Below are 26,125 nucleotides of genomic sequence, written 5' to 3'. Positions count from 1 at the left end.
TATTACAGGAAAAGTCGATTTCTAAGGTCTCTCTCTCTCTCTCTCTCTCTTAGAGCAATTAATTCTTCATAAAAGTCATTCATTGCTTCTAATTCACTTTGGTATTTAGCTTTCATGTATTTCTCCTAAAGAAAGTTTCTTTATCATCTTCTCTTAAATATTGATTAAGGCATCTACAGGAACTTTTAGTTTCTTACGTCCTTGAAGTGCTTCTAATTCCATTAAAACAATGATTTTATCAACGGTTGCACCTTGTGATTCTACAAGTTTTATGATAGCTTCTAAAGTTCCCCCCGTTGCTAAAACATCATCAATAATAACGGCTTTTTGTCCTTTTTTAATCATGCCTTTTTGTACTTCTAAAGTATTTTTACCATACTCTAAATCATAACTCATAGCTACAACCTCACCAGGAAGTTTGTTAGGTTTACGAACCATAATAAAGGGTTTTGCTAATCTAGCAGCTGTAGGTGTTCCAAATAAGAATCCCCGAGCATCAGGTCCAATAATAATATCGGCATCTTTGGCAAGTTCTGCCATTTTTTCAATTGTATAGTTTAATGCTGCACCATTAGCTAGTAAGGGTGAGATGTCTTTAAACATAATTCCTGCTTTAGGAAAATCTGGCACATCTCGAATAAAGTTATTTAATTTCATAGCGTTAAAAGTATACATTAAAAAAGTTTTTACAAATAAAAAATCAAAGCTGTTAGTTAGCTTTGATTTAAAACCTGTAAAAGTTTGTAATTAATCTACTTTTATCTAAAAAAAATATTTCGCTTCTAAGACTTCGCACTGAAATTATTTTTTAAGATAAGGAGGCAGATCATCATCAAGATCTTCTTCAGGATATTCTTCATCTCTTGAATATTGTAGTTCAACTTCTTCGATGTCTAATTCTGAAGTAAAAATTTCTGTCATATTTTCATGCACTTCTTGTCATTCTTCGTCTTCTAATTGACTACTTTGTTTACCACTTAGTCCTGTTGCAATAATTGAAACATAAATATCATTTGAATCTTTGTTATTATCAACAGCAACTCCGAAGATGACGTTAGGATTTCCACCAACTGCATCTTTAATTGTTTCCACAACAATATTAGCATCTTGTAAAGAAAAATCTTTTGCTCCACCTGTAACGTTTACAATTAAATCTTTTGCTCCTAGAATTGATGATTCTAAAATTGGTGAATTAATTGCTGCATGAGCTGCTTTAACTGCTTTATCTTTTCCTGATCCTTTACCGATTCCAATAATTGCAAGACCCTTATCTTTAACCACTGTAGTAACATCGGCAAAGTCAAGATTAACTAAGGCAGGAACAGAAATAATATCAGTCATTGTTTTAACAGTTTGTTTTAAAATTGTATCAGCATATTTAAAAGAATCTGTAATGGGAATATTTCCGAATTGTTCCAATAATTTGTTATTGGAAATGACAATTAATGAATCAACTGCAGTTTTCATTTGTTCAATTCCATCTGTTGAATTATTAGATCTTTTTGGACCTTCAAATGCAAATGGAGTTGTTACAATCCCGATTGTTAAAATTCCCATATCCTTTGCTACCTGAGCAATAATAGGCGCAGCACCAGTTCCGGTTCCACCACCCATTCCTGCAGTAACAATAACCATGTCTGAACCTTGAATTCTAGTTTTGATTTCTTCAACTGTTTCTAGAGCTGCTTGACGTCCTACTTCAGGATTTGCACCAGCTCCTAATCCTCTATTACCTGCAGAATTACCTAGGTGTATAACGATATCCTGATCATATTTGTTTAAAACTTGCAAATCAGTATTAGCCATTAAAAATTTTACACCATCAATTTTGGCTTTGATCATTGAGTCAACAGAATTGTTTCCACCTCCACCAACACCGATGATGGTGATTTTTGCTAATGGTTCGTTTGAAACATTTGTCTCTAAATTATTTTGTTGTTCATTAAGCATGTTTCTCTCCTAAGGTTTTTCTTGTAAAAATATTTAATATGTATGAAAAAAGATTTTTTTTGTTCGGTAATAGATGTGATATTTTTATTGGTTGAGTTTCTATAATAGTATTGTAATTTTTGTAATCGATAATTTCATCCAAATAATTAATACATTTTATATAACCGATTGCTTCTTTTATCTGATTTGATTGTTGCAATAAATCAGGAAATTCATTTTTATAACTATATATTATATGAGTTTGAAAAATTTGCTTAACAAATTTATCAAAATTTATTAAATCATTAATTTTCCCAGTAATTAAGATTGGCGTAGATTTTGAAAGATTTGCTTTTAACAAAAATTTTTGAATTTCTAAATGAATTTCATTAAAGAATATTTTTGACAATTGAATAATATCTTTGTATCTTAAACTACTTGTAGATAATACTAATGAATTTATGATTTCACTATCAGATTGTACTAAATCTAAATCATTGTATTTTGCAACTAAAATTTTTCGAATGATTGATTGATTAATCTTAAATCTAGTTGCAATTTTATCAATTAAAATATTGATATTAAATTCAGTAAACTGATATTTCAATAAAACATTATTTTGTACTAAACTTACTATTGCAAAATTATCATCTAAATGAAAATTGACAAATTCTTTTTTAGAAGACATACTATCTTCGATTGTATAAGGAATAATTGCAGAAGTTGGTAAAATTTGAACTATCTGGCAATTAAACTTTGCAAAAATCTTTTTTAGAGCAATTACAATTTCTTGATTAATTTCAATTTTTGCAGATGATAAATGTAAATTATGTAAATCTTTTTTATTTAATGGAGGATTAGAAAAATAATGTCACTTATTTTCTAAGTCTTTTGCAAAATATTGATAATGTTGACTAAAAATTACTTCTTGAGTTGCATTATTTTTTTGTTGCAAATTAATTAAATAATTTTGTAGATCTTTTTTTGAAAGTTTCTCAACAGCGCCGGGAAATGAATGTTCCACAAGATTTATTTTAATATTTAATTCTTTTGAATCATCAATTTGCACAAAAATTTTATCTAATTTACACTTCAAAAATGCTTGTGCTTCATTTAAAGTTTTTGCAAAAAATTTCTCTAGTTGATCAACATTATTAGTTTGACTGTTTGATTCAAAAAGTGGGAAATAATTAGTTTTTGATTTTTCAATAATAATCATCGAAGTTTGATTATTAGATAATTTTAATATCGCAAATATGTCTCGTTTCACATTCACCTCCTTTTTTTAAAATAATTTTGTTAAAACACGTAATTTAGCACTTCTACTGCGGGGATTTTCTAAAATTTCTGCAGCGGAAGGATTATATACTTTTACTTTCCATTGTTTTTCTTCGAGAATTGGCAATTTGTGATGATGAACACCTTTAATTAAGTTACCAAAGAAGTTTTTGACAATACGATCTTCAATCGAATGAAATGTGATAATTGCTAGCTTGCTATTTTTGGTTAAAAATTGCAAGCTATCTTTTAACATTTTTTTTAAGGATTCAAGTTCGTTATTAACTTCAACCCTTAAGGCTTGAAATACAGCTTTAGCTGGATTTTTTTGCCTCACTAGATAAGCTGGCAATGAATGCTTAATTATTTCAACTAATTCTAAAGTAGTATTAATTGGTCGATTTTCAATAATGCTTTTCGCAACTTTTTGTGGAAGTTTTACATCAGCATATGTTTTGAAAATGTTAACCAATTGCACTTCAGAATAATTATTGACAATAAAATGAGCGTCCAGATCTTGATCTTTGTTCATCCGCATGTCAAGTCTGGCATTCTTGTTATAAGAAAAACCTCTTTCAGCGGCATCCAGTTGTGGTGAACTTACTCCTAAGTCTATTAAAATTCCTTTGACAGATTCAATTTTCAATTTTTTTAGTTCTTGCTCTATATTCTGAAAATCAGCATGCACTAAATGAAAATTGGTAAATCTTTTGCTAAGATAAAGACTACTTTCTTCTATAGCCTCTTGATCTTTATCAAAAGCTACTAATAATCCCGTTGTCAGCCCTTCTAATATCTTTTCGGAGTGTCCAGCACGACCTAGTGTCAAATCAACATAAGTTTCATTAGCCTGAATATCCAGTGCTTGGAGAACCTCCTTAAGCAAAACAGGTTGGTGTTTCATTATAAAACAATTCCTTTTTTACTTAATTTTTCAACTAAATTAGTAATTTCAGAAGCATTACCATTTTGTTGAATGTCCTTATCAAATAATTCTTGAGACCATATTTCACATATGTTTCCCATTCCTATAAATGATAATTCTTTTTTGATAGCGGCCAGATCCAGTAACATTTTAGGTAGAATTACTCTACCTAATTTGTCAACAGAAAGTTGGACAGTACGCGATGACAAAATCCGTCACAACTTTCTTAAATCTGCATCTAGTAGGTTGGAATTGTTGAATTTTTCTGAAAAAGCTATAAATTCTTTTTCAGAACGCATTTCAAGTACGTTATGAGGCCCAAAAGTAATGAAAAAAATATCTCCTAGTTCTTCTCTAAAATTAGCTGGAATTACTACGCGATTTTTTGTATCCAAACTTCTTGGATGAGTCCCATACATTTCCACTCCTTTCCACTATCTTCCACATTATAACAAAAAAAATTAACTTTTTATTTTTTTTATCCCTTTTTTGAACAGCTTTTTTAGAATAAAAATAACTAAAAAAATGAAAAAATCGTTGTAATTTAGATCACAACGATTTTTTTGTTTATTTTTATCAGTCCATTTTTTTAAACATAAACTGGCATTTAAAAAAATGGGGCGAATGACGGGGATCGAACCCGCGAATGCCTGCGCCACAAGCAGGTGTGTTAACCACTTCACCACATTCGCCATAAATTGCTAATTTATTATAGCAAATTTTTTTATTTTGTATAAAGTTTTTTTGAGATGAAATATTCCCAATTTTGAGATTTAACAATTTTTATTTTTTTAGGTAAACCTTTTGCACTAAACTCAAAATGAATTTTATCTTGGGCAAAATATAAAAATGTAAAAATAATTGAAGCAAAGACACCAGCTGGTCAAAGTACGAAAAAGGAGTAAGGTCATTTACTATATTTGCCTAATGTATTAATTCCTTGGCTACCTAAATAAAATCAATTTGATTTTCATTGAACTGGTGCAATATAGTCCATTACAATATTTAGTCAAAATACTATAGCTGTTAAAATTGTCATTCCCACAATTGAAATAAATAAAGCTTGTTGATCAATTTTAGCTTTTTTACCTGATACAATGAATAACATAAATGAAGCAATAAGAACAAAATTATGAGCAAAAATAAAATCTCATCAGAAATAACTATCATGACCTCATTCCAATCCTGGTTTACCATTTGCAGGAGATCTAGTTAATTCATATGCTAGATCTGCGTTGATTAATTCTGCAGAGTTTTTTAAATCAGCAAATAAAATACCTATCAATCCTCCCAACATTGAAAGAATTCCAAAATATTTAATGTAATGTTTTTTATTAATAATTAGTAAAACACCAATAATAAAAACAAAAAATCGACAAAAATGTAATTGAAAATATTCTCATTTTTGGGCATAGTCATCTAGTTCCAAAAATAAAACTCTAATTAAAGTAAAGGTAATAATAGCGATTCCTGAAAAAATTTCAAAAATCCTTTTTGGCATAAACATAATTCTAGTTACATTTTGAAAATAAGCAGAAGTTTTTTCTTTATAAATTCAAACTAACATCATTAATAAAAGTATTAGTGCAAAAAATGTTCAAAATAACGGAGCTGACGCGGCAAAAGTTAATTGATTTCCACGTCATGAAATAGCATTACGACTCACATTGTTCCTTTCTTAAACTAAATTTAAAAAATAGTATTTGAAATTATACAACTTTTAAAAACATAATTTTAAATATAAAAGTGCAATATTAAATAATATAACATCCGGTGTTTTTCTCATAAAAAATACCTTTTTAGTTATAATTGTGCTATGTCTCAAAAAAAGATATCTTTAGCATGCGAAATTTGTAGGACTAAAAATTATCAAAAAAACAAGTCCAATACAGCAAGATTAATAATTTCTAAATACTGTAAAAAATGTAAAATTAATCAAATACACAAGGAAGAAAAATAATGACTAAAAAAACAAAAGAAAAAAAATATGTTTTACGTAATTTTATTTTAGAACTTAAAAGAGTGCGTTGACCTTCTGCTAAAACTTCATCAAGTTCATTTTGAAAAATCATTGTTTTTGTTCTAATTTTTATGGGTATTTTTTTTGTGATAACTTTAGTTGCTTCAATATTATGAACAAGTTTAGGTGTAGGTTTAGAATAGTTCTAAGGAGTTAAAAAATGAATAATAAATTATTTAATTGATATATGGTTTCAACAGTTTCAGGAAAAGAAGATAAAGTTAAGGAAGCTTTAGAAACAAAAATAAAATCTCAACCAGAAATTGCTGAGATGTATGAAGAAGTTTATATCTTCAAAGCACCACACTTAAGTCCACGCGATTTAGAAAAAAAACGTGCAGGTGAGAAATACACAGTAAAAATGAATAACATTTATAAGGGTTATATTTTTATAAGAATGCAAATGACTGATGAAACATGATTTTTAGTACGTAATACTCAATATGTTACAGGTTTAATCGGTTCTTCAGGAAAAGGAACTAAACCAACTCCTATTTCTGATGCTAAGTTTAAAAAAATGTTAGAAAATGAAGTACGCTTAGCAAAAGACTTTGAAGTATCAGCTTCAAAGTCCGAATTTTTTCAAGGTGTTTTTGTTGAAATTACTGATGGTCCATTTTTAGGTGAAAGTGGAATGGTTATAGAAAGTGATGATGACAATCGTATTGCTGTTGTAGAGTTAGAAATTTTTGGAAAAAAAACTCCAACACAATTGGATCACACTGTTTTAAAAGTAAAATAAAAAAATTGCAGTTTTATTAGCTGCAATTTTTTTTATTATTTTAGTTTCTATCTAGGAGGAGGAGTTCATTCAAATGTTTCACCTGTTTTAACTTTAACAGTAAATTTAGAACCTCTAGCTCCACCAGAAATACTTTTAGCTTGTTCTATAGTAATATTAGTTTTAGACAGATCTAATTCATTAATAGATCATGAATAACCCATGATATTACCTAAAGTAGCTATGTCAGCAGCTACTCCTCGAGATGAAATATTTTGAACTTCTAAAGTTTCAGGCTGCTTAGTAGCATCTTTTCCATATCTAGTTTGTCCATTTTGAATAATTTTATCAGTATTATCAATTCTTAAATTAGATAAATCTAATTCTAACTTTTTGTTTTGAACTTCAGGGAAAATCACAAGAGAAAAATTTAATTGTCTATCAGTTTGAACTTTGGGAATTTCAATATTATTAATAGTTTTAAAACTTGTTGCACTTAAATCTAATTCATGGATATAACCACCTTCTCCATGTGGTCCTTGAAATTCTCTTCTATCTTTTTCTTTCACATAAACATATTTAATAATATTTTCCAATGTTGCTTCATTCATTGATTTAGAAGCAGCAACATCTCTAATTTTTCAACGTTCAAAAACAGCTTGAGATTTATAGTTAAAAGCTGCAGGTGCAACTCTTAAAAATAAACGAGGATCAATTTCTCTTAATAGACTAGGATCACCAAGTAATTCTTGACCTTCTCTATTAAGTGGTGGATTAATAACAATTTCTAGTTCAAATAAACGATTATCTACTGAAAAATTAGGATTATCCATTAGCGCTTCTAATGCGTCTGGTTTATTTGAATTATAGAAAGTTATCAGATATTTAACATCTCTTGGCAGGCTTTTAATAATTTCTTTAGCCTTATCCATGTTTCTGTCATTTATATCTCTTAGAGCAATTCCAAAACCGATGTTACCATGTTTAACTTCTTTTTTAACTTTATCAATTACAGCATTAACATCAACTCCATTACTGATATTTTTGATATCAATAATATATCTTTCAAAGCTATCTTTAACATTTTCGATTTCTTTAGAAGGTGAATAAGTATTTAATTCAACATTATCAAAACCGTCAACTGGTTTAGTTGTTTTAGTTCAAGCATATTTGGTTGAACCAGAACGATCATTGTAATCTAAATTTTCAATTTGAGTTTTTGTTCTTGCAATGTTACTACTTGGAATATATTTATCTAGTTGTTTTGAAATCATTCCATATGTTGTGTTGTTAACAAAAGCTGGTCTTTTACCTCAAACAGAAACATAAGCAGGAACAGCAGGAGGATTATTATCATTTGCTGTTGAAGGATCGGCTATAGGGCTAACTCCAGCGGGTCAATAACCTTTACGTAAATATGATTTAATTTCTTCTGTTATCTGACTCTTTGTATAAGGTTGTAATGGTATTCTAGCTTGTTGTGGTGAACTATTTAATTTAAATTTGTTGTGTCAATTAATATGGTAGTTCATTTCTTCAACAAATTGATTAAAATCATCATCATCTAAAATTAAAAAATCTTCACCTGTAAAAACAACGGAATTGACATCAACATTTTTAAAATCTTTTGATTTCATTTTTGTACCAGGTGCAAGTTTTTTAAAAGGTTTTTTGCTGTAAAAAATATCAGTCAAACTTTCTGGATAATTTTGACCACCTTTACCGTATGAATTGTTTAAATATTTAGCTTTTCTTAATATCAGCTCAAAATTCAGTTCCATCTGGATTTCTATCTTTAAATGTTCCTTGAGCTTCTCTGTGGGTTCCCTTACCACCAAAAATTCTCTCATTTGCTGGAATTTTTTCATCTGCTCCAGCTTCAAATTCTAGTGAATTTACTTCTTCAATTTCTCCTAAATCACTATCTAATAGAATTTTTCTGCTTAATTCTCTATCTAGATCAGAATCTTGAGAAGGTCTAATTGTTCCTAAAATAACCGGTCTTTTACTTTCGATTCGTCTTTCTGGAATAGGAGCACTCTCTGGAGTTGTTGGTTGTTGAGGTTGCACAAAAACTGGTCTGGGTTGAGGAGCAGGTTTTGGAGCAGGGGCTGGTTCTGGGCTTACAGGTTGAGGTTGTGGCTTAGGTTGTAAAATAACAGGATTTTGCTGTTTAACTTCTGAATTAGTTTCTGGAGTAGCTGCCGGAGCTGGCAATGGTTCTAATTCTTCATTTTTTAATTCTTTGGTAATAGCACTTGGATCATAAATCAAATATCCATCATTTGATCCGTTATAGTTTTTAAAATGATTTACAAGAATACTAGTAAAAGCAGCAGATGATAAAACTCCAACTGCTGTTAATGAAAGTAAAATCTTATTTTTTAATTTCATGAATCCACCTATCCAAATTTAATGATTTTTAAATTTGACTAAAATTATATTACTTTGATAGAAATATTCATTAAAAAAATAAAAAACCATTATAACAATTGAGTTATAAAGGTTTTTTATTATAGGTAGATTATTCAAAAAAACTTATGAAACTTAATATATTATTTATAAAAAATTATTCAGTATGTTGATTAACAAAATCAGCTAGTCTTGCTGTTTTTCTTGAAGCATTATTTTTATGTAATACCCCTTTTGAAGCAGCATTGTTAATTTCTTTGTGAGCTTTAGACATTAATGCTTCTACTTGTTCTGATTTTTCTTTAACAGCAATTTTTACATTTTTGATAGCTTTACGTACTCTTGATTTGATAGCAGCATTACGTACTCTTGATTTTTCGTTTGTTTTAATTCTTTTTATTTTTGATTTAATATTAGCCATTTATTTTTTCTCCTTCAGTAATTTTTTATATAATATATTATTATTTTAAAATAAATAAACTCGTAAACTGATTAGTGCTTTTTATTATACTAAAAAAAATAAAAAAACATAAAAAATATATGGAGGCTTTTAAATGGAGGTGTTTTATATCATTTTTACCATTTTAGGCCTGTTAGTTTTCTTATTTTTACTTACTACTTTTATTTATTTAAATGTTCACTTTGGCAGTCAAAAGTCTGAAATATATAAAATTGGGAAATTAGCTGAGGTAGAAATTAGCCAAAAATTAGAAAAGTGAGCACAAGTTAACAATTCTATTTGAATTGATGGCTCACTTTACAAAATTAATAAAAATATTTTGTTTGAAATTGATGGAATCTTAATTACTTCTCGTGCAGTAATTGTAGTTGAAATGAAATCAATGAGTGGTACTCTTTTAGGAATTGGAAATCAACCAAAATTAATAAAAAAAATTCATGATAAAGAATTTGAAATAAACAATCCTATTATACAAAACGAAAAACACATTGATCATATTTTAAATGTTATTAATAAAAGAGGTATTCCTATTTTATCCATGATCATTTATGCTGATCGAATCAAAGCATTACGGGTAAGTCATGTGCCTGAACATGTTTTATTAATTAAAGAATCAGAAATTTCTGACACAATGTGAGAAGTTTATAAAAATTTGAAAATTACAATGTCAAAACAAGATATGAAAAAATTGCAATTAAAAATTTTAGCTGCTCAAACAAAAAATAAAAAGGATCAACAAAAATTTGAATTATTTTATAACTAAAGTTAACAACAAAATTTCAAAAATTACTTACTTTAATGAAAATGATAATCATAAAGAATATTCCATTCAATTTATTTATACAAAAAACAAAACTACAAGTTTAAAAATTAAAAATAAACAAATATATTTAAGAGTTGGTACTTATGCTACTCAAAAGATTTAGAAAAATTTTGTAATATCCATATTGAAAAATTTGTTGCTATTTTACAAAAACAAGAACAAATAGAAGAAATGATTGATTTAAATAATCATTTTTTTATTTGTTTGGCCAAAAATATAAATATAAAATAATTGTTTTAAATGATAAAACATTCTTAGGTATTTATAGAGATAAGGAAATAATTGAGTATAAAATTTTGATTAAAAAATTAGAAAAAGAATATATTACAGATAAAATTAATATTTTTTTAGCTGGGCAACTAAAAAACAAACTGCAAATTTTTCACGATACTTACCAAAAAATTATGAAAGTTCCAGAACATAAAATTAACATTCGTAAGAAAAAAAATAGTTGAGCAACAAATCATGTTAATAAAAAAAATATTTATTATAATTTCAAGCTAGTACATCATGATTTGGAAAAAATTAAGTATGTAGTTGCCCATGAACTAGCGCACTATTTTGAAGCTAATCACTCTAAAAAATTTTGAGAAATAGTTGAAAAATATGAAATTAATTGAAAGAAAATACGAAAGAGATTAAATAAAGGTGAATAAAATCATTTGATTAAATTACCCTTATATTAAAATATAAATGATTTATACTGAGAGGCGGCTTTACTTTGAAACAAAAGATCATAAAAAATTCATTAGGTTATGATTCTGATTTATATGTTTATCAAGATAAAAATATGTTTAATTACTCTGTAGACACAATTTTGCTTGGTAATTTTTTAACTATTAATAGTAAAGTTGAAAAAATTTTGGAAATTGGAACTAATAACGGTGCTTTATCAATCTTTATTAGTAAAAGAAAAAATAATTTAAAAATTGATGCAATTGAAATTCAAAAAAAAGCTTATGAATTGGCGCAAAAAAATTTAGAATTAAATCAAATTAAAAATATTCATTTAATTAATCAAGATTTCAATGATTTTTACAAAGATCATAGTAAACAACAAGCTAAAAAGTACGATGCCATTGTTTGTAATCCACCTTTTTATAAAATTGAAAATAATTTACAAAGAATTAGTTCTAATGATGAAATATTAATTGCTACTCATGAAGTTAAATTAAATTTGGAACAAATAATTTTAGGTTCAAGTAAAATTATTCAACAAAAGGGTTATTTAGCTTTAGTACTTCCAGTAGAACGTTTAATTGATTGTATTTTTTTAATGCGTAAATACAATTTTGAACCTAAAAGGTTACAGATGGTGCATCCTCGAGAAGATAAAAAAGCTAAATTTGCTTTGATTGAAGCACGTTTTAATTCAGGGTGAGGAACAAAATTTGAAAATAATATTTATCTTCATCCCATAGATAAAAATGATCACAGATACCGGAAAACTGTTATAGCATTATATAAACCAATTAAGGTAAGGGGAAAATAAAGATATGAAACAAAAAACATTTTACATTACTACACCAATTTATTATCCATCAGGCGATTTACACATCGGACATTTATACACAACCACAATTGCTTGAGTAATTAAAAACTATAAAAAAATGATGGGTTATGATGTTAAATTTTTAACAGGATCAGATGAACATGGACAAAAAATTGCTAAAAAGGCTGCAGAACTTAAAATGTCAGAGCAAGATTATGTTGATATGCAAGTTGAAAAATTTGTTCAACTTTGAAAAAAAGCTAAAATTGATTATGATTATTTTTCTAGAACAACTAGCCCCAAACACAAACAAATTGTCAAAAATGTCTTTAACAAAATGTTAGAAAAAGGCTATATCTACAAAGGTGAATACACAGGTTTATACTCAATTAATGATGAAGAATTTTTAACTCAAACGCAAGCTAAATTTGAGAATGGAAAATATTATCATCCTTTAAGTGGTCATGAATTACAAGAAATTTCTGAAGAATCATATTTTTTTAAAATGGATCTTTTTGAAAAATGATGAAAAGAAGAAATTGAACCTAAAAATGATTTTATTATTCCTAAAAAAATTCTTAATGAACTTGCAAAAAACTTCGTTGATAAAGGTTTGGAACAATTATCAGTTACAAGAATTTCCTTTAATTGAGGAATCAAAATTGATCAAGATCCCAAACATGTTATTTATGTTTGATTAGATGCTTTATTCAACTATCTTACAGCTTTAAACTACAGCCTTGAAAATGATCAAGATTATCAAAAATATTGAGTTAACGGTGATGAAATTGTGCACATTGTTGGTAAAGAAATTGCCCGTTTCCACTGTATTTATTGACCTACAATGCTAAAATCTTTAGATATTAAATTACCTACCAAAATTATTACTCATGGTTGATTAATTACTCCTGAAGGAAAAATGTCAAAATCAAAAGGCAATGTTATCAATCCCCTTGAACTATTAGAAAAGTTTCACCCTGAAATAATTAAATTCTATTTAGTTGCAGTAATTAATTTTTCAAATGATGGAATTTTTGATGAAAAACAATTAGTTGAAGTTTATAACAATAAACTAGCAAATAATTATGGAAATTTAATTTCTAGAACAGTAGCAATGTTTCAACAATCATTTAGTAAACCTGTAAAATATTTCCCTGAAAAATTTACTGTTCTAGAAAAAGATATCTTTGAAAAAATAACAGAAAAAAGTGCTGAATACAAAGCTAGATTTGATGACTTTGAAATTGATAAAGCTATTGCAACTGCAATGTCACTTTCAAGTGAATTGAATAATTATATTGATTTATCTCAACCTTGAAAATTAAAAGAAAATTTAGAGCGATTAGAAGTTGTATTAAATACTTTAATCAACGGAATTTATGCAGTTAGTGTAATGTTATCACCAATTTTACATGAGAAAACACAGCAAGTAGTTCAGCAACTAAAAATAAATTTAGCTTGAGATCAAATTTTGAATTTTGAAAAATTTGATAATGTTATTTTAGAAAAAGCTGATGCTTTGTTCCAAAGAATAAAATAAAAAAAGAATGAAAAAACGTTTTCATTCTTTTTTTATTTATCTAAAAGTAATTTAATTTCTTCTTTATAAATAGGTTTGTTATCTACCCATGGTGTTTCCAAAATTATAGGTATATTATCAAATAAAGGATCATGTACAATCCTTTTTAAAATATCAACTCCAATATATCCTTTACCAATATTTTCGTGACGATCTTTTTTACTAAAAAGAGCATTTTTTGAATCATTTAAGTGAATTACTTTTAAATACTCTAACACTCTTTTATCTTTTAAATCTTCTATAAATTGATCATAATTGTGCAAATTATAACCTGCATCTCAAACGTGACAAGTATCTAAACAAATACCTTTTCTGTTGGATTTAACATTATCCAAAACATAAATTAAATCTTCATAAGTGGTACCGATTTCTGTGCCTTTTCCAGCCATTGTTTCTAAAATAATTTCTACATCTTTAGTATTTTCTAAAATATAATCAATACTTTTAATCAGTTGATTTAAAGCACTTTGCTTAGTAAACTTAGTATAAGCTCCCGGATGAAGTACTAAATATTTAGCTCCAATATAGTTCATTCTTTCAATTTCTTGAATTAAAAAATTATTAGCAAACTGAAATTTTTCTTCACTTGCTGCATTTGTAATATATGGTGCATGAACTATTATGTCTTCGGGTTTAATAATATCTTTAAAATCTCTTAAATACTCAAATAATTGATAATTTTGCACATTTGCGCGCATTGTGCTTTGTGGAGCTCCCATGTAAATCATGGCACAGTTGGCACCATTAGCAATCGATTCAGTAATTGCAGCATGTAAATATCCAGGTTTTTTAAAAGAAACATGACTTCCCAATTTAATCATTTTCCCTCTTTTTTATTAAAAGTTAATTTTTATTTCATTTTCAAAAAAATTAAAAACTTCTAATTTGTCATTTTGTTTTTTTAATATTTCACTAATTCTATTTATAAAGGCACTTTCAATTAAGTGAGCAACTTCCAATACAATTACTTTTTTATTAAATGATTTTATAACTAATCAATCGCTTCATTTTAAATCTGAAGTAATAATTAAATTTGCTTTAAATTTTTTAGCATTAATAACCGCTTCAATTCCCCCGCTTCCTGGTAAAATTGCTATCTTTTTTATTTCTTGATTTAAATCTTTTTCTAAATCAAAGTTTGAAGCCAAATTTTTTAAATTATTTTTTTCTAATTTTAATATCAATTTATCTAAGGTTATTTTTGTTTCAATCATTAAATTATAATTATCTAATTGTATTATTTTTTCAGGTTTTATTTTTAAGTTTTTAATAATTTGTTTTGCTGTTCCATCTTTTGCAGAGTCAAAATTAGTATGAATAGCAAAAATATTTATTTTTGATTCTTTAATTTTTTTAACCATTTTTCGCTTGTAAGGGGCTTTTGCATATTCTTCTTTTAAGGTTTCATAAAAGAGGAAGGGATGATGAGAAATGATGGTGTCAACTTTATTATCTTGTGCAAATTTTAAAACATCTTCTGTTACATCTAAACAAACTAAAATTTTTTTAAAATTATCATGAAAATGAAAAGAAAATCCCACTGGATCTCACTTTTCAGCATTTTCTAGGGGATATTTCTTATTTAGAAAATTAATAATATTCATTTTGGACAAAATCTTTCAATTTTCTTTTCTTTTGTGGATGTTTTAATTTTTTTAAAATTTTAGCTTCAATTTGACGAATTCTTTCTTTTGTGACACCTTTTTCACGTCCTAATTCTTCTAAAGAGTGTACTCTATAACGGACTCCGTTTTCATCCTCGCCAATTCCATAACGTTTCATGATTAAAATTCTTTCATGATCTTCTAAATGATTTTGCAAAACATCATTTAGAATTTTTGATAATTCTTCACTTGCTGCATAATCCACAGGTGAGATAACTACCTCATCTTTAATAAAATCTGAAAATGATGAATCTTGTTCTTTACCGATGGTTTTGTCAAGGGAAATGGGATCTACATTTATTTTTCTAATTTGTTGTACTTTTTCAACAGTGAAATCAGGCGAATATCTTTCAGCAATTTGTTCATCAGTGGGTGCATGCCCTAATTCTTGTTGTAATTCTCTTTCGATTTTTACAATTTTATTAATAGTTTCAACCATATGAACAGGAACACGAATGGTTCTAGCTTGATCAGCTACAGCCCTTGTGATAGCTTGGCGAATTCATCAAGTTGCATAAGTAGAAAATTTGAAACCTCGATCATATTCATATTTTGAAACAGCTTTCAAAATACCTGCATTCCCTTCAGAAATTAAATCTATAAAAGGAAGACCACGATTTTTATATTTTTTAGCGTTATTAATTACAAGTCGTAAATTTCTTTTAATTAATGTATCTCGTGCTTTGCGACCTTTACGTCCTGGCTCTTGCATTTGAATTGCAAGTTGTCTTTCTTCTTCTGGAGTAAGTAATTTTCCATACTTACCAATTCAACGCATATATCATTTAACGATATCATTAGTTTCGGTAAGTTTATTTTTTAACTGTGCATTGTGGTGTTTATTTTCTTTGATTTCACCATAACCTAAAGAATCATCATCGTCATAATCTTTTAATTGTAGTTCATCATTATGAAAGGAATCGATATCTAGTTCTTCATCATCTTCCAACACATCATCTAAGCCTTCTAAATCTTTTAAACTAGCTTCATCTTCATCACCTGTATCTGCTGCATTTAAGATAATATTTTGATTTAATAATTCAATAAAAAGTTCATCCGCTTCACTTTCATCTACAAAATATTTTTTCTTGTTGATAAAACTATAAACTTCTTCTTGTGTTAAAAAAGCTTTTGATCCTTTAGTTTTAGATTTTTTAGATATTTCTTTTTTTAAAACTTCAATCAGCGTATGAAATTTTGAAGGATAAGTTGCATCAATAACTTCTAAAGAAATTTCTTTTTTAGGTTTTTTAGATTTAGTTGTTTTTGTGTCTTTTTGGTTATCAATTATTTTTTTTTGTTTTGTTTCTTTAGACATGTATTTTGTTCCTTTCTAAAAAAACTTCTAAGACTGTATTTAAATTAACGCTATTTTTTAATAGTAAAAGAAAATTTTGATCTTATCACTTTTGAAGCTAATTTAAATCCAACTTTTAAATTAATTTATAAATAAAAAAATTAATAATATAGATTTCAAATTTTACCATATTTTTAGTTATATCATGATTAAATTACTTAAAAATACAAGCAATTTAGAAATAGAAATTATTTTTAAATTGCTTGTATTTTATTTACTTAAATAATAGAATTTTCTAAATTAAAATATTTTTTATTTTTAATTATTTAATCTATAATAATTTGAAAGGAGGACTTATAATGATAACAATTAAACAAAAATGAAATAATTATCTTGTAAAACATTTGCGTTTTTCAATTTTTGACGTTGCTATTGCAGGAATATTTTTAGCATTATTTTTAATTATTGAATTTATTTCTAAAACAACAATTACCGGAAGATGAGCTTTAAGTTTTGAAATTGGTTTTTACATATTATTTGGAATAGTTTTAGGACCTTTTAAAGGTGTATTTTTATCGTTGATATCGGATACTTTTTCGCTTCTGATTTTTGGAAGAATTGGTTTTTGAATGATTGAATATGCAATTGTTCCTCCATTCATTACTCTGGTTGCTTGGATATTTTTTAAAATTTATCTTTCAAAACATAAATTTAAAATCTTTTTACCACATATCACTCTTTTTATTACAGTAATAATTTTTTACAGCTTTTTTATCCCTTTTGCTTCAAATCCAAGTCTGGTTAATAGAGTAGAAAAAAGGGAAGAAATTTCTATTTGAACTATTTATATAATTGCTACAAGTTTTTTTATTTTTTCTTTTATTTTTATATTAGTTAATTTTCTTTTATTTAATAAATACAAAAAACAATATTTATTAAATCTTATTTATATTTTTAGTATCATCGTTTTAATAATGATTGTAGTTAGATGACTTTGAAATCCATATGCTTTTATTGTTTACTACAACCGATTTATTACTAGAGGTTCGCAAAGAACTGTTCAAGCATATTATGTTTATTATTTAATTCCAGCAATTTTAAAATCTATTATTATAATCCCGATTTATACAATTGCTTTGTCAACAATTCTTCCAGCTATTTTTCATTTAAATAAGAAATATACAAGTTATAGAAAACATAAATATAAAAAATAACTTTTTAGAATCTCCAAAGAGTTATTTAGATTTAAAATGTTATAATTAATTTTTAATATGCAGGAACAAGATAGCAAAAAATATTCACAAAATTCAATTAGTAAAAGACGTTCATCCCTGGAAAAAGTAATTGCAATTATTTATATGTTTGAAGTACAAAATATTGAAAATAACTTTGATTTAGAAAATATTTGAGAAGATTTTCAATTAACAGAACTAGAAATAAAAGATATTTCTTTAATTAAAAAACATTATTTCTTCTTTAGAAAAAATATTGAAAAATTATTAAAACCAGGTTGAAATTGAAAAAGAATTAGTCCACTTATTAGAGCATCTTTAATTGAAGGTTCACTGCAATTATTTGTAACCAATAAATCATTGATTATTAATGAAATTGTTGCCATTGTCAAAGAGTATACTTTAGAAGGTGAAAACGAATATAAATTTGTTAACTGAATTTTAGATGAATTAAGTAAAAAATATCATGATAAAAAATAATACATTTCTCATTAAGGTAGTTAAAACAGAACTAAAGAAAAACAATCTTTATAATGAATATAAATTAACTTTTAAAAATAGACAAATACGTTTTGTATTAACCAAATTAATAATTTTATTTGATTTAGAAATTCAAGTAAAACAAATATCTGAATTAGAGTCATACCTAATAAATAAAAATAATTCTAAAATGTTTTTATTACCATTACAAGAATTGTTTGCAATGCAAAAAAATCACCCATTAAAGAAAATTGATGCTAAAAACTTAGCAAATTTTCTTTTTTATATTTATCAAACCTCAAGATTTTACTATGATAAAAAAACAGGGCAAAAAAATATATTTATTAATAAGAATGTAGAGATTGTTCATCGAAAAAATACAGAAAAACGCAATTATTATCATGCTTTTGCAAGACAATTAGAAGAAATTTATCCTGACTATAACTTTTATTTAAGACAAATTTTAAAGTGGGTTATTTAATGAAAAAACAACCTTTAAAACAGGTAATTAATGGTATGGGCTATTCAATAATTGAAGCAGAAAAAATTATTAGAGCTGGAAAAGTTATGGTAAATAATGAAACCATTTTTATGCCAAATGAAAAAGTTTTACCAGATGCAAATATAATAATCAAAGAGCAAAAAGAATGAGTTTCCCGCGGGGCTTATAAATTATTAAAAGCTATTGATGCTTTTAAATTAGATTTTAATAATAAAGTTATTTTAGATATAGGTGCTTCTAAAGGGGGTTTTACCCAAGTTGCACTTAGATATGGAGCCAAAAAAATTTATGCACTAGATGTTGGCACTAATCAATTAGATTATAATTTAAGAATAAATCCACGAGTTGTTGTTCAGGAAAAAACTAATTTAAAATCTATATCTAATGAACTATTTGAAGATAAAATAGAAATAGTTGTTTGTGATGTCTCTTTCATTGGTTTAAATGAAGTTTTTAAAGTTATCAAAGAAATTTTAGAAGCAAAAAGTCAAGTTATTGTTTTAATAAAACCTCAATTTGAAGCTTCAAAAAAATATGTTTCTCCAGGTGGTTTTGTTGAACTAGAACATCATAATTTTTTAATTAATAAGGTAAAAAAACAAGCAAGTGAATATTTTGATTTTATTGATTTAATAGAATCGCCTATTAAAGGTAACATTAGTAAAAATATTGAATATTTAGCGCTTTTCGAAAGGAAATAAGATGAAAGATTATAGACATTTATTCCCAATGGCTGAAAAAATCACTTATTTAGATAATTCTGCATTAGTTTTAAAACCGATCTCAGTAATTGAAGCTGGAAATGATTTCTATACAAATTATTCAATTAGCCCAAGAACTGCAGACTCAAGATTAGGAATTGAAGTTAATCAAAAAATCGAAGAAACTCGTGCTATGACTGCAGATTTAATTGATGGTTATCCAGAAGAAATTATTTTTACTTCTGGCACAACTGAATCACTAAATTTATTTGCCCAAATGTCACAACAATTTTTAAAAGAAGATGATGAAATTTTAATTTCAAGCTATAATCATTCATCAAATATTATTCCCTGAATTGAAGTTGCTAAAAATACGAAAAGTAAAATTATATATTCAGAAAACATCCTAGAAGATATTAATTCAAAAACAAAAATTGTTACTCTTTCACAAGTAACAAATAACATTAATCAATTTTTTGATATGGATGCAATTTATCAAAAAGTCCAGGAAAATGGTGCAATTTTAATAAATGATGCTGCTCAGGCAGTTGCTCATGAAAAAATTACTTTTGAAAATTCAGATATTATTGCTTTTAGTGCAAATAAATTATATGGGCCTACAGGTTTAGGTGTTTTAGCTATCAAAAAAGAATTATTACAACTATTAAAACCAACTAAATTTGGTGGCGGAGCTGTTAATGAAATTATTGATAGCAATCAATGAACAGCCAAAGAAGGTGTGAAAGCTTTCGAACCAGGAACAATAAACATAGCTGCAGTTTGACAATTTCATGCAGCTATTAAATTTTTTACAGAAATAGGTTTAGATTATGTTCAAGAAAAATTAAGTTCTATTGCTAAATATCTTTATGATCAACTGTCAAAAATTCAAAATGTAGAAATAGCTTCAAAACGAGGTGATTTTTTAACTTTATTTAATATTAAAGGATTTAATTCTCAAGATATTGCCTCTTATTTAGGTCATAAAGATATTTATGTAAGAGCAGGAACTTTTTGTTCAAAATTAATTCCTTACATAACACAAAGAAGCTCTTTTGTCAGAATATCGCTTGCTATTTATAATAATAAAAGTGATATTGATACTTTAATTAAAGCCATTAAAGAAGGATTAGGTGGAGGATTTTTAGATGCCATCTTATAGTGATGAAAAAACCAAAAGAGAATTGATAATGTCTCATTACAGTAATCCCATTTACAAAAAAGAAGAATTACCTACCTGAGAAAACATTAAAATTCACAGTGATTACTGTGTTGATAATATGGAAATCGCTTTCCATATTAGTAATCAAAAATTTACAGAAGTTTTTTTTAAAGGTGAAGGTTGTGCTGTATTTTTAGCTGCTGTAGATTTATTTATTGACGAAATCACAGGAAAAAATATTGAAGAAGCTAAAACAATTGCTCATGATTATGAAAAAGTTTTAAAACAAGAAATGTCTCAAAGCGCAAAAATAAATCAGCTAAATATTTTTCAAAATGTTAAAACACATTTAAACCGTTTAGAATGTGCTTTACTTGTAAAAAAAGCTTTTGATAAATTAGAAATATAATTTTTAACTACATTTAGTTTTTATCTATTTTTTAATATTTAAAAATACCTGCAAATTTGCAGGTATTTTAATGAACTTATTTATCTAATTGATTTTTAGTTTCCAAAATTGTTCAAATCATTGTGTGATCTGAAATATCACGTGCGTGTTTGATAAGATTATTTTCTCTAAACTGTTTTAAATATTCAGGATCTTTAAATTTAGAAATAATGTCTAATTTTCCTGAATTTTTAACAGATAATTTTCCCTTATAAAACATTTTATCATAGGGGCTAGCATATTCATTTCCTTCAGTTTTTAAAGTAGTTGCATTTTCATTAGATTCTGGTAATAAAGATTTATAACCGCTACTTAAAAGAGGGGCAAAAGCTCTTTGTTCGTTCCCTAAATGAATATTAGTATCCCCTAAAAATAACAAATCTTCATTTTCGCCATCAATTTGGTCGTATCATTCCATTAATTCTTTAAGTTTTAATGCTTCTGCTATTTCTTGTGATCCTATGTTTTTTCCTCTAATTCGGTACTCACTTGTAACATTTACTTCCTTCGGTCTAGGTCTGCCACTTTTAGGAGGATTCTTGTTGCCCTTATGTACTCCGGGAGGATCAAAGTGTCCATAAACTACTGTAAAATCTTCACCATTTTCTTTAATTTTAAATTTTGCTCCATATGGAGGTCTTACATAGTATGTATCTGTATCAGGAATAAAAGGATTTTTTCATGGTGTGTTTATATAAAGTGCACCGTTGGTTTCATATCCCTGAAATGGAATTGGTTCTAATAGTTTTCCTTGATATAAAATTCCTACATGTTCAAGCTGGCTTTGTGAACCTATTCCATCCCCTTTTTGTGAAACAAAGAAACTTCAATTTCCATCAGGATCTAATGTTTTTAATGATTTAATAATATCTTCTACTGCTCCGGGTACTGCAATTTCTGTTAAACCTATCAAGTTAATATTTTCATTGTGAATAATTTGAGCAATTGATTGCACTCTCAATTTATTTTTTTGAGCATTTTTATTATTTGGATTATTTGTAAGATTCAGAACATTTCAATGACCAATTTTAATACTTACATTTTCAGCGGTTGCAGTTGATTTGCTTTCTTTTTCTGCATCAACTTCTTGATTTTGAGTTTTTTCTTCAAGTGAATTTTCTTGACTTGATGTTGCTGTTTTAGTTTGGTTATTTTCCGTTTTATCTCTTTGAATTTCAGAACTAGAAACTAAAATTTCTTCGTTTTCTTCATTTTTTGAAGATTCTTTGGTTTCTTTTTTTTCGCTTGCTGCTACTGGTTGTGCTGTTTCTGGTACTGTTTCTGGTGCTGGCTTAGTTGGTTCTGGAGTTGGTTCTGGAGTTGGTTCTGGAGTTGGTTCTGGAGTTGGTTCTGGAGTTGGTTCTGGAGTTGGTTCTGGAGTTGGTTCTGGAGTTGGTTCTGGAGTTGGTTCTGGAGTTGGTTCTGTATCAGTGTTTTTTTGTGAAGTTACTACTTGATTGTTATCTTTTGTTTTATTTTCTGCTTTATCTCCGTTATTAGCGGCAGCGCAGGCAATAAAAGCAAAAGGCGTTATGGCAAGTAAAGAATAAATAAATATTTTCTTCATTGGTGCTCCTTGGATTAAAAATGGTAATTAATTAATTTTATTTCTATGAGTTTACTTTTTTTTCTTTTTATTATTAAAAGCTGGATCGTTCTACAGATTTATAAAATTTGATTAAAAAAGTTTTAGTTTTTCCAAATTTTTTATAAATATTTTTTATGAAAAATTTGGAAAAAAAATTTATTAATTCCAGCACTAAATAGCTAATAAAATTAATAAATTTTTTGCACATAAAAAAATCAATATCTTTAATTTGTTCATCTTTTTTCTTCAAAATGGGAACATTACCATCAGGGTAGGTAATTTTCTTATTCCTTTTTGCTAGAAACAACAGAACAAACAGATTGCTTACATTACTAGCAAAAGCAGAATCATAGTTAATAAAAAAAGTTTTATAAAACATTTTTTCACCTAATGCCATAATAAAACAAATTATATTAAATTATTCCTATAAATTTAAAAAATAAAAAAATTATTTTAACGGTAATTAGTCTCAAAAAACAACTATCTGCTGTGCTATAATAAATCTATGAAAAAACTTGTAAATTTCCATAATAATACTGAATATTCTTTCTTAGAATCAACAATTACTATTGATAAATTGATTGAAAATGCAAAAGAAAATAATTTAGAATATTTAGCAATTACAGACCATAATAGTATGTTTGGTGTTCCCATATTTTTGAAAGAATGCAAAAAAAATAATATCAAACCAATTATTGGGCTTGATTTGGACATTGAAAACTTCCGTTTAATTTTAATTGCTAAAAATTATCAAGGTTTTTTAGAATTATCAAAGCTTTCGCACCATGCAATGAGTAAAGAAAAAGTTAATTTAGAAAATATCGATTTTGAGCATTTAATTGCCATTGATCATCCTAGTTTGGGATATTTTGCAATGAACAAAAAACAATTGAATATTCCAAATTATTATATAGTGCAAAATAATCCAACTATTGCAAATGCAATTTGGGTCAATGAACATGTAATTGTGGAAGATTCAGACAATGATAAACTTTCAATTATTCGTTCAATTAGTGGCAATTCAAATGAAAAATTACATTATAAAGGGTTAAATTTTGAACCTGAAATTAATCCAAAAATTATTGAAAATACTAATAATTTACTAACTAAAATTGATTTTGATATTAAATTTGATAATCATTCAGCTTTACCTAAATTTAAAAATAATTTAAATCTTTCTTCAATGGAATATTTAAAAAGAATCTTATTAGAGTCTATTAATAAAAATATGGATGAATTTAAAAAATATCCAGATTTTCAACAAAGAGTAAGATATGAATTAGAAATAATTGAAAAATTAGGTTATGAAGATTATTTTTTAATTATTTGGGACTTTATCAAGTGAGCTAAAGAACGAGAAATTTATATTGGACCAGGCAGAGGTTCTGCTGCAGGTTCCTTAATATCATACTTGCTAAACATTACAGAAGTAAATCCTTTAAAATATGGTTTATTATTCGAAAGATTTTTAAATCCTAAAAGAATTTCAAAACCAGATATTGATATTGATATCCAGGATTCAAGACGTGATGAAATTATTCAATATATTATTGAACGATATGGGCCTGAAAATGTTGCTACTATTACAACTTTTCAAACTTTAGGTGCAAAAATGGCAATTCGTGATGTTGGACGAGCTTTAAATATTAACATCGCAGAAATTAATGATATTTCAAAAATGTTACCTGCAATCAACACTTTGAAAGAATCATATGAAGCTATCCCAAAATTTAAAGCTAAAATTGAATCCAAACCAGAATATCAAAAACTATATGAAATTGCAAGTTTTATTGAAGGTTTACCTCGTCAACACGGAACCCATGCTGCTGGAATTGTAATTTCTGAAAAAAAAATTAATGATATTATTCCTACGATGAAATTAGAAGATAACAGATTACAAACTCAATTTTCAATGGATTATTTAGAAAATTTTGGATTATTAAAAATCGACTTACTAGGTTTAAAAAATTTAACAGTGATCGATGATATTTTGCAATTAATTAACAAAGATAATCCCATCAAAATTAAAATGAGTGATTTACCTTTACACGATCTAAAAACAAATTCACTTTTAAGTAACGGAAGAACTATAGGTATTTTTCAATTAGAATCACCTGGAATGATTTCAACTTTAAGGAAAGTTAGAGTAAATAAGTTTGAAGATGTTGCAGATATTATATCTCTTTTTAGACCTGGACCCATGAAGATGATACCTAACTACATAAGTTATAAAAATGGTAAAGAAAAAATCCCTTTTATTTCTTCTGAATACAATAAAATAGTTGATCCAACACATGGAATAATTATTTATCAAGAACAAATTATGCAAATATGCCAGCAAATCAGTGGAATGGATTTTTCAGAAGCTGATATTTTAAGAAAAGCTATTTCTAAAAAAGATTTTAGCGAAATTGCCATTGTTAAAGATAAATTTTTTCTAGGCGCAAGAATTAATGGCTACGATGAAATGACAGTTAAATCTATTTTTGATTTAATTGAAAAATTTGCTGAATATGGTTTTAATAAATCACATGCTGTCTCTTATGCAGTAATTTCTTATAAAATGGCATATTTGAAAACTCATTATCCAAGACAATTTTTTGAGTCTTTAATTAATAACGCACAAGGTAATCAAGACACAATTGAAAAATATTTCATTGAAGCAAAAAGCTTAGGCTTTAAAATTGCTTCTCCAGATATTAATTTTTCTTCTTTGGAATCATCTTATGCAAATAATATATTATATTTACCTTTGAATATGATTAAAGGAATTGGAAAAGTTGCTGTAACAAAATTAGTAGATGAAAGAAACAAAAATGGAATTTTTACTTCTTTTGCTAATTTTGCAGCTCGTGCTAAATTTATTAATTTAGGAGAAGCAAACATTAAATTACTAATTGAATCTAATACCTTAAAATCATTTGGTAATATCAAAACTTTGGAAAAGGCATATAAAGAATCGATTGGTGCTTATGTTGATTTTTTTAACAATTTAGAGGAATTTAACGAATTAAATAAAACAGAAAATGTAAATTTTAAAACACCACAAATGGAAGTTTTAAAATTAGACAAAGAATATGAAAGAACTTTAGAAATTAAACACTTAGGTTTTCCTTATAATTACTTAATTAAAAATAATTGAGAAACTAGCTTTAAATTAGAAGATTTAGAAGAAAATCAAACCCATAAATTAGCTTTAATGGTTGAAAAAATTGAACCATTTCATGATAAATATCAAAGAGAAATGGGAAAAATTGTGCTAAGCGATAGCTCAAAAACTGTTAAAATTTTCATTTTTTCTTCAAAATGAAATTCATTTAAAAATTTACCTCAAGGGAAGTTTGTTTTTTTTAATATCACTAAAAAAGACAATAACTATATTATTGACCAAAACTGAGAAATTGCAGGATAA

At 26.8% G+C, this 26,125-nt stretch carries 29 protein-coding genes and 1 tRNA gene; 15 read left to right on the top strand and 15 right to left on the bottom strand.

What is annotated here, in order from left to right; all coding sequences use genetic code 4:
• Window positions 1-153: 153 nt before the first annotated feature.
• The 7 genes from NV226_RS01525 to NV226_RS01495 form a co-directional block, all read right to left on the bottom strand.
• Complete coding sequence (locus tag NV226_RS01525; RefSeq protein ID WP_258211142.1) at window positions 154-657, bottom strand: adenine phosphoribosyltransferase; 504 nt, start codon at window positions 655-657, stop codon at window positions 154-156.
• A gap of 144 nt (window positions 658-801) precedes the next feature.
• On the bottom strand, window positions 802-1,950 hold the full coding sequence (gene ftsZ, locus NV226_RS01520) for a cell division protein FtsZ (protein ID WP_258211141.1): 1,149 nt from the start codon (window positions 1,948-1,950) through the stop codon (window positions 802-804).
• On the bottom strand, window positions 1,943-3,199 hold the full coding sequence (locus NV226_RS01515) for a hypothetical protein (protein ID WP_258211140.1): 1,257 nt from the start codon (window positions 3,197-3,199) through the stop codon (window positions 1,943-1,945). Before NV226_RS01515 ends, ftsZ begins: the two co-directional genes overlap by 8 nt.
• Before the next feature lie 15 nt (window positions 3,200-3,214).
• Window positions 3,215-4,111 carry a 16S rRNA (cytosine(1402)-N(4))-methyltransferase RsmH gene (gene rsmH, locus NV226_RS01510; RefSeq protein WP_258211139.1) on the bottom strand — a complete coding sequence of 299 codons (897 nt, stop codon included), beginning with the start codon at window positions 4,109-4,111 and terminating at the stop codon, window positions 3,215-3,217.
• Window positions 4,111-4,551 carry a division/cell wall cluster transcriptional repressor MraZ gene (locus NV226_RS01505; RefSeq protein ID WP_258211138.1) on the bottom strand — a complete coding sequence of 147 codons (441 nt, stop codon included), beginning with the start codon at window positions 4,549-4,551 and terminating at the stop codon, window positions 4,111-4,113. The genes rsmH and NV226_RS01505 overlap by 1 nt, the downstream gene beginning before the upstream one ends.
• A 197-nt stretch (window positions 4,552-4,748) precedes the next feature.
• Window positions 4,749-4,824 (bottom strand) — tRNA-His (locus NV226_RS01500).
• Between the two features lie 32 nt (window positions 4,825-4,856).
• Window positions 4,857-5,798, bottom strand: coding sequence for a TMEM164 family acyltransferase (locus NV226_RS01495; protein WP_258211137.1), 942 nt, complete (start codon window positions 5,796-5,798; stop codon window positions 4,857-4,859).
• A gap of 150 nt (window positions 5,799-5,948) precedes the next feature.
• Between NV226_RS01495 and rpmG the strand changes: the two genes are divergently transcribed.
• The 3 genes from rpmG to nusG are packed head-to-tail and all read left to right on the top strand — an operon-like array spanning window position 5,949 to window position 6,894.
• Window positions 5,949-6,092 carry a 50S ribosomal protein L33 gene (gene rpmG, locus NV226_RS01490; RefSeq protein ID WP_258211136.1) on the top strand — a complete coding sequence of 48 codons (144 nt, stop codon included), beginning with the start codon at window positions 5,949-5,951 and terminating at the stop codon, window positions 6,090-6,092.
• Window positions 6,092-6,295 (top strand): preprotein translocase subunit SecE, encoded by a 204-nt coding sequence (gene secE, locus NV226_RS01485; protein ID WP_258211135.1) that lies wholly within the window; start codon window positions 6,092-6,094, stop codon window positions 6,293-6,295. Before rpmG ends, secE begins: the two co-directional genes overlap by 1 nt.
• A gap of 17 nt (window positions 6,296-6,312) precedes the next feature.
• Window positions 6,313-6,894 (top strand): transcription termination/antitermination protein NusG, encoded by a 582-nt coding sequence (gene nusG, locus NV226_RS01480; RefSeq protein WP_258211134.1) that lies wholly within the window; start codon window positions 6,313-6,315, stop codon window positions 6,892-6,894.
• Between the two features lie 47 nt (window positions 6,895-6,941).
• Here nusG and NV226_RS01475 read toward each other — a convergent pair whose 3' ends face one another.
• The 3 genes from NV226_RS01475 to rpsT all read right to left on the bottom strand — a co-directional run bounded on the left by NV226_RS01475 (window position 6,942) and on the right by rpsT (window position 9,706).
• On the bottom strand, window positions 6,942-8,654 hold the full coding sequence (locus NV226_RS01475) for a hypothetical protein (protein WP_258211133.1): 1,713 nt from the start codon (window positions 8,652-8,654) through the stop codon (window positions 6,942-6,944).
• Window positions 8,617-9,267 (bottom strand): hypothetical protein, encoded by a 651-nt coding sequence (locus NV226_RS01470; RefSeq protein WP_258211132.1) that lies wholly within the window; start codon window positions 9,265-9,267, stop codon window positions 8,617-8,619. Before NV226_RS01470 ends, NV226_RS01475 begins: the two co-directional genes overlap by 38 nt.
• A gap of 175 nt (window positions 9,268-9,442) precedes the next feature.
• Window positions 9,443-9,706: a 30S ribosomal protein S20 gene (rpsT, locus tag NV226_RS01465; protein WP_258211131.1), complete on the bottom strand. Its 264-nt coding sequence runs from the start codon at window positions 9,704-9,706 to the stop codon at window positions 9,443-9,445.
• 133 nt (window positions 9,707-9,839) lie between these two features.
• On the opposite strand from rpsT, the gene NV226_RS01460 reads away from it, so the two are divergent.
• The 5 genes from NV226_RS01460 to metG all read left to right on the top strand — a co-directional run bounded on the left by NV226_RS01460 (window position 9,840) and on the right by metG (window position 13,600).
• Entirely contained in the window at window positions 9,840-10,508 is a 669-nt protein-coding gene (locus NV226_RS01460; protein ID WP_258211130.1) for a nuclease-related domain-containing protein, read from the top strand.
• Window positions 10,489-10,671 (top strand): hypothetical protein, encoded by a 183-nt coding sequence (locus NV226_RS01455; protein WP_258211129.1) that lies wholly within the window; start codon window positions 10,489-10,491, stop codon window positions 10,669-10,671. Before NV226_RS01460 ends, NV226_RS01455 begins: the two co-directional genes overlap by 20 nt.
• 97 nt (window positions 10,672-10,768) lie before the next feature.
• Window positions 10,769-11,224, top strand: coding sequence for a YgjP-like metallopeptidase domain-containing protein (locus NV226_RS01450; RefSeq protein WP_258211128.1), 456 nt, complete (start codon window positions 10,769-10,771; stop codon window positions 11,222-11,224).
• Between the two features lie 65 nt (window positions 11,225-11,289).
• On the top strand, window positions 11,290-12,060 hold the full coding sequence (locus NV226_RS01445; protein WP_258211127.1) for a tRNA1(Val) (adenine(37)-N6)-methyltransferase: 771 nt from the start codon (window positions 11,290-11,292) through the stop codon (window positions 12,058-12,060).
• 4 nt (window positions 12,061-12,064) lie between these two features.
• Window positions 12,065-13,600 (top strand): methionine--tRNA ligase, encoded by a 1,536-nt coding sequence (gene metG / locus NV226_RS01440; RefSeq protein WP_258211126.1) that lies wholly within the window; start codon window positions 12,065-12,067, stop codon window positions 13,598-13,600.
• 32 nt (window positions 13,601-13,632) lie between these two features.
• On the opposite strand, the gene NV226_RS01435 is transcribed toward metG, so the two are convergent.
• The 3 genes from NV226_RS01435 to NV226_RS01425 are packed head-to-tail and all read right to left on the bottom strand — an operon-like array spanning window position 13,633 to window position 16,621.
• Entirely contained in the window at window positions 13,633-14,460 is an 828-nt protein-coding gene (locus tag NV226_RS01435) for a deoxyribonuclease IV (RefSeq protein ID WP_258211125.1), read from the bottom strand.
• 15 nt (window positions 14,461-14,475) lie between these two features.
• A complete protein-coding gene (locus NV226_RS01430; RefSeq protein ID WP_258211124.1) occupies window positions 14,476-15,243 on the bottom strand; it encodes a Nif3-like dinuclear metal center hexameric protein in 768 nt (255 codons plus the stop codon).
• A complete protein-coding gene (locus tag NV226_RS01425) occupies window positions 15,230-16,621 on the bottom strand; it encodes an RNA polymerase sigma factor (RefSeq protein WP_258211123.1) in 1,392 nt (463 codons plus the stop codon). The genes NV226_RS01430 and NV226_RS01425 overlap by 14 nt, the downstream gene beginning before the upstream one ends.
• Before the next feature lie 338 nt (window positions 16,622-16,959).
• On the opposite strand from NV226_RS01425, the gene NV226_RS01420 reads away from it, so the two are divergent.
• From NV226_RS01420 to NV226_RS01395, 6 genes are read left to right on the top strand one after another with little or no spacing between them, the layout of a single operon-like run.
• Window positions 16,960-17,814 (top strand): ECF transporter S component, encoded by an 855-nt coding sequence (locus NV226_RS01420; protein WP_258211122.1) that lies wholly within the window; start codon window positions 16,960-16,962, stop codon window positions 17,812-17,814.
• 57 nt (window positions 17,815-17,871) lie between these two features.
• Entirely contained in the window at window positions 17,872-18,312 is a 441-nt protein-coding gene (locus NV226_RS01415; RefSeq protein ID WP_258211121.1) for a transcription antitermination factor NusB, read from the top strand.
• On the top strand, window positions 18,299-18,793 hold the full coding sequence (locus NV226_RS01410; RefSeq protein ID WP_258211120.1) for a hypothetical protein: 495 nt from the start codon (window positions 18,299-18,301) through the stop codon (window positions 18,791-18,793). The genes NV226_RS01415 and NV226_RS01410 overlap by 14 nt, the downstream gene beginning before the upstream one ends.
• Window positions 18,793-19,515 carry a TlyA family RNA methyltransferase gene (locus NV226_RS01405; RefSeq protein WP_258211119.1) on the top strand — a complete coding sequence of 241 codons (723 nt, stop codon included), beginning with the start codon at window positions 18,793-18,795 and terminating at the stop codon, window positions 19,513-19,515. The genes NV226_RS01410 and NV226_RS01405 overlap by 1 nt, the downstream gene beginning before the upstream one ends.
• A gap of 1 nt (window position 19,516) precedes the next feature.
• Window positions 19,517-20,677, top strand: a complete 1,161-nt coding sequence (locus NV226_RS01400) for an aminotransferase class V-fold PLP-dependent enzyme (protein ID WP_258211118.1) — start codon at window positions 19,517-19,519, stop codon at window positions 20,675-20,677.
• Window positions 20,664-21,086: an iron-sulfur cluster assembly scaffold protein gene (locus NV226_RS01395; protein WP_258211117.1), complete on the top strand. Its 423-nt coding sequence runs from the start codon at window positions 20,664-20,666 to the stop codon at window positions 21,084-21,086. Before NV226_RS01400 ends, NV226_RS01395 begins: the two co-directional genes overlap by 14 nt.
• A gap of 76 nt (window positions 21,087-21,162) precedes the next feature.
• Here the strand turns inward: NV226_RS01395 and NV226_RS01390 are convergent, their stop codons facing one another.
• Window positions 21,163-22,692 carry an endonuclease/exonuclease/phosphatase family protein gene (locus NV226_RS01390; protein ID WP_258211116.1) on the bottom strand — a complete coding sequence of 510 codons (1,530 nt, stop codon included), beginning with the start codon at window positions 22,690-22,692 and terminating at the stop codon, window positions 21,163-21,165.
• 73 nt (window positions 22,693-22,765) lie between these two features.
• Window positions 22,766-23,110: a hypothetical protein gene (locus NV226_RS01385; protein ID WP_258211115.1), complete on the bottom strand. Its 345-nt coding sequence runs from the start codon at window positions 23,108-23,110 to the stop codon at window positions 22,766-22,768.
• A 108-nt stretch (window positions 23,111-23,218) separates the two neighbouring features.
• Here NV226_RS01385 and dnaE point away from each other — a divergent pair, with 108 nt between their 5' ends.
• Window positions 23,219-26,125: a DNA polymerase III subunit alpha gene (gene dnaE / locus NV226_RS01380; protein WP_258211114.1), complete on the top strand. Its 2,907-nt coding sequence runs from the start codon at window positions 23,219-23,221 to the stop codon at window positions 26,123-26,125.

Source organism: Mycoplasma iguanae, assembly GCF_024722375.1.
Taxonomy (GTDB): domain Bacteria; phylum Bacillota_I; class Bacilli_A; order Mycoplasmatales; family Metamycoplasmataceae; genus Mycoplasma_M; species Mycoplasma_M iguanae.
The sequence above is the reverse complement of the archived record's forward strand: the minus strand, read 5'-3'. Positions and strand labels throughout refer to the sequence as shown.